The following is a 4,460-nucleotide window of genomic DNA, read 5'->3' as shown; positions in this document are numbered from 1 at the left end:
TGTCCTTCCACGGCACCGAGGACGCCACGATCCCCTACACCGGAGACCTCGAGCGCGGCCTGCCCGACCTCGCGACCTGGAACGCCGAACGGGCCGAGGCCGGCGACTGCCGACCCGAGCCGCGCACCCGCAGGGTCGATCCCGACATCACCGAGTACCGCTGGACCGGCTGCGCGCCGGGCACCGCGGTAGGCCACGTCGCCGTCGAGGGCGGCGGTCACACCTGGCCCGGCGCCGACTCCTACAGCGGCGGCGGCCACACCACCCGGACCATCGAGGCCCACGAGGAGATGTGGCGGTTCATGAGCCGTTTTCGCCTGCCCCTCGTCTGACCCGAACCGCACAGCCCAGGAGTACCCCATGTCCCGACCCACCTCCGGCGGCCCCGAGGCCACCGGATCCGACCGCACCGGCGACCCGACCACGGGCAACGACGTACCGCTGCCGCGCCTCATCCGCGCCATGGCGGTGATCGAGCGGGTCGGCAACGCGCTCCCGCACCCGTTCTGGCTGTTCTGGATCCTCGCCGCGATCCTGGGAGTGGCCAGCGCCGTCATGGCGGGGCTCGACGTCTCCGTGGTCTCCCCGAGCGACGGGGAGACCGTGGTGGTCCGCAACCTGCTCAGCGGCGAGGGCATGGCGATGGCCCTGTCGACGATGATCGACAACTTCGCCGCGTTCCCACCCATGGCGACCATCGTCGCGGTCATCATGGGTGTGGCGGTGGCCGAACGCAGTGGTTTCCTGTCCTCGCTCATGCGGGTCAGCGTCTCCCGTGTCCCCACCGGCTGGGTGGTGTTCGCGGTCGCCTTCGCCGGGACGATGGCGCACGTGGCCTCGGCCGCCGCCTACATCATCCTCGTCCCCCTCGGCGGTCTGGCCTTCCGGGCGGTCGGGCGTTCACCGATCCTCGGCGTGGTCGTCGCCTACACCGCCATCGCCTCCGGCTACGACGCCAGTCCGATCCCCACCCCCAACGACGCCATCTTCGCGGGCATCACCACGGCCGCCGCCCAGGTCGTGGACCCGGGAGCCTTCGTCTCGCCGCTGAGCAACTGGTACTTCAACATCGCCTCCTCGGTGGTACTGGCCGCGGTCATCACAGTGATCACCAAGTTCGTCCTGGCCAAGCGACCCGACCTGGACCCCGACCCGGACGCGGACCTGGAGAACATCGGTTCGCTGCACCTGAGCGACGCCGAGCGCTCCGGTCTGCGCCGCGCCCTGGTCGCGTTGGTGATCGCCCTGATCGTCCTGACCGCCATCGTGGTCCCGGAAGGCTCCCCGCTGCGCGGTGAGGACGGTGGCCTGGCCGAGTCGCCGCTGCTCACCGGGGTCGGTGCGCTGGTGGCACTGCTGTTCGGTCTGGTCGGCATCGTCTACGGACACCGCGTCGGTACCATCGAGAAGCCCGGCGACGTGCCCGCGCTGATGGTCCAGGGCATCAAGCAGATGGCACCCGTTCTGGTGCTGTTCTTCGCCATCTCCCAGTTCCTGGCCTATTTCGACTGGACCCACATCGGCGACGTGATCGCGGTGCGGGCGGCCGAGGCCCTGCAGACCAGCGGCATCCCGCTGGTCGTGCTGTTCCTGTTCATCCTGGTGCTGCTGAGCCTGATCAACATCGTCATCACCAGCGGTTCGGCGATGTGGGCGATCTGCGCACCCGTCCTGGTGCCGATGCTCATGCTCATCGACGTGCCCGCCGAGACCACCCAGGCGCTGTTCCGGATCGCCGACTCCGGTTCGACCGCCATCACCCCGATGAGCCCCTACTTCGTGATGGCGCTCGGGTTCTTGCAGCAGTACCGCAAGAGTGCCGGGATCGGCACCCTGGCCTCCTACACCCTGCCGCTGGCGATCGGCATGACGGTGGTCTGGACCCTGCTGTTCCTGGCCTGGTGGGCCCTGGGAGTCCCGCTCGGCCCCGGTGCCCCGGTGCGCTGACCGAGAACGCGCTCCGGGCCCGACGGTGTCATGACACCGTCGGGCCCGGAGCCTCGCGTTCACCGGTCCACGGGCGGTTCCCCGGGCGCCGTCGCCCACGTGGTGTCGGCCTCGGTGCCCAGGTCGAACTCCAGGTGCCCGCCCTCCTCCAGGAACGACTCCGGCAGCCACGAACGCGGATGTCCGTTCCCGTTCAGGCGCACCCCGTGCACGTACACCGAGTCCGGGCCGGCCTCGGGGGCGCTGATGGTGATCGGACCGCGCCCCGGCGGGGTCAGACGGACGTGGGTGAAGACCGGGCTCGACAGCAGCAGTTCACCGCGCCCGGGCGCCTGTGGGAACAACCCCAACGACGCGAACACGTACCAGGCCGACATGGTCCCCAGGTCGTCGTTGCCCGGCAGGCCCGCCGGGCCCGTCCCGTACTGGGACGCGATGACCTCCCGCACCGTCTCCTGGGTCTTCCACGGCTGCGCCAACCCGTTGTACAGCCACGGCGTGTGCAACCCCGGCTGGTTGGTGGGGTCGTAACGCAGCGGGTCACCGCCGCCCACCGACCACTCACCGTCGGGCGTGCGGAAGAACCCGTCCAGTCGCTCGGCGGCCACGTCGGGCCCGCCCATCGCCTCGGCCAGACCACCGACGTCGTGCGGCACCATCCACGTGTACGTCGCCGCCGTGCCCTGGGCGAACCCGCTCTCCGACGCCGGATCGAAGGGCCCCACCCAGGAACCGTCGCCGTCGCGGGCCCGCATGTAGCCCGCGTCCTCGGTGGCCTCCGGGTCGAAGACGTTGCGCCAGTACCCGCCCCGGTCGGCGAACATCTCGGCGTCCTCCTCAAGCCCCAGCCGCCGCGCCCACCGCCCCAGGGAGTGGTCGGCCAGGGACCCCTCCAGGGTCTCGGCGGCACCACCCCAGCAGTGGCAGTCGTCGTGCGGGGCGTACTCCAGTTCCAGGTAGCGCTCCAGGTTCGGGCGCTGCCCCTCGCACTGACCCGGGCAACCCGCGTCGGACAACCCGTCCGGATGCGGTTCGGTGGCCTGGGCCCGCAACGACGCGTAGGCGGCCTCGGCGTCGAAGCCGTCCACCCCCATCGCGGCGAACGTGGCCAGGGTGATCGCCGACGGGTCACCGGTCATCACGTGCGTGGGGCCGTTGACGTGTACCCACCGGTCCCACACGCCGCCGTTCTGCTCGGAGAAGTTCAGCAGCGACTGCGCGAAGTCCCCGGTCACCTCCGGCTCCAACAGCGCCGACAGTTGGATCTGGGCGCGGTACTGGTCCCACCCGGAGAAGTTGGAGTACTGCGCGCCCTGTCCATCGACGATCCGCTGGGGCTCACCGTCCATGCCCGGGTAGCGCCCGTCCACGTCGCTGACCAGGTTGGGCTGGAGCAGTGAGTGGTAGAGCGACGTGTAGAACTCGGTGTAGAGGTCCTCGTTGCCGCCGCCGACAGCGACCGCGCCCAGCCGTTCGTTCCAGGCCTGGCTCGCCCGCTCGGCCACCGTCTCGACGGTGGCGTAGCCTCCGGCCTCGGCCTCCAGGTTGGCCCGGGCGCCCTCGGCGCTCACGTACGAGACGCCCACGCGCATCTGTACGGTCGACCCCTCGGGGAAGGACACGTAGCCGCCCGAACCACGTCCCCGGCGGGCGTCACGGTCGTAGCCCTCGCCGCCGGAGGCGGTGGTGGCCCCGGGCATGAGCTCGTCGTCCTCCCAGGCACCGACCTCGCTGAAGTCGGTGTCGAAGCTCGCGGTGAAGTGCAGCCGGTAGTAGGAACGGCGGTTGTTCTCTCCGCCGTTGGCGCGTTGGCCGCAAAAGGAACCGGTGAGCACCGACCCGGACACCGTTCTGGTCTCCTCGTCGATGTCGATCTCGGCCTCCTCACTGCCGTTGAGCGAGTTGGAGGTGCGCAGCAACAGGGTGGCCGGGTCGCCCTCGGGGAAGGAGAACTCGCCCACCCCGGCCCGATCGGTCACGGTCAGGTCGGTGTTCACCCCATTGGCCAGGGTCACCGTGTAGCGGCCGGGCTCGGCGGACTCGTTCTCGTGGTCGAAGTCGCTCGCGTAGATCTCGTCGGTGGTGTCGGCGCCGGGGGAGGAGTCCATGGGGACGGTCACCGGCATGATCGGCAGGTCCCCGGCCGCGCCCGGGTGGCAGCCGGCCCCGTTGACGTGCGTGAGGGCGAAGCCGCGCACCCGGGTGGTGTCGTAGTGATAGCCGTTGGCGGCGCCGGTGTCGGTCTGGTCGCCGGGGGTCGTCGTGGGGCTCCACGAGACCATCCCGAAGGGGCGCACCGCTCCGGGGTAGGTGTTGCCGCCGCCCGCGGTGCCGATGAACGGGTCGACGTACCCGACAGGGTCGGTGACCAGGTCGGGGGCGGCTTCGGCGTTCGCGTCGGGGGAGGAGGGCGCGATCAGGGCGAGGGCGAGGAGCGGGGCGCACAGCGCGGCGGGCAGCGCACGGGACATGCGGGAGGAAGGGGGCATCGGGATCCTCTGCGAGGTGGCGGG

2 protein-coding genes and 1 pseudogene are annotated in these 4,460 nt (G+C 70.7%); 2 read left to right on the top strand and 1 reads right to left on the bottom strand.

The genetic code is table 11. The features are described 5' to 3' along the window. Both K8V84_RS00660 and K8V84_RS00655 read left to right on the top strand, forming a co-directional pair. Window positions 1–332, top strand: a pseudogene (locus K8V84_RS00660) (poly(3-hydroxybutyrate) depolymerase); the annotation flags it as partial. Between the two features lie 130 nt (window positions 333–462). Continuing rightward, a complete protein-coding gene (locus tag K8V84_RS00655) occupies window positions 463–1,947 on the top strand; it encodes an AbgT family transporter (protein WP_304069185.1) in 1,485 nt (494 codons plus the stop codon). Window positions 1,948–2,006: 59 nt separating this feature from the next. Here the strand turns inward: K8V84_RS00655 and K8V84_RS00650 are convergent, their stop codons facing one another. Then, window positions 2,007–4,436, bottom strand: coding sequence for a GH92 family glycosyl hydrolase (locus tag K8V84_RS00650; protein ID WP_304069184.1), 2,430 nt, complete (start codon window positions 4,434–4,436; stop codon window positions 2,007–2,009). Window positions 4,437–4,460: the final 24 nt, after the last annotated feature.

It is taken from the genome of Nocardiopsis listeri (genome assembly GCF_020741345.1).
GTDB lineage: Bacteria > Actinomycetota > Actinomycetes > Streptosporangiales > Streptosporangiaceae > Nocardiopsis > Nocardiopsis listeri_A.
The sequence above is the reverse complement of the archived record's forward strand: the minus strand, read 5'-3'. Positions and strand labels throughout refer to the sequence as shown.

What these genes read in the sequence shown, in the direction of transcription:
- K8V84_RS00655 (WP_304069185.1), top strand. Translation starts at nt 463, where the DNA reads ATGGCGGTGATCGAGCGGGTCGGCAACGCGCTCCCGCACCCGTTCTGG.
- K8V84_RS00650 (WP_304069184.1), bottom strand. Translation starts at nt 4,436, where the DNA reads ATGCCCCCTTCCTCCCGCATGTCCCGTGCGCTGCCCGCCGCGCTGTGC.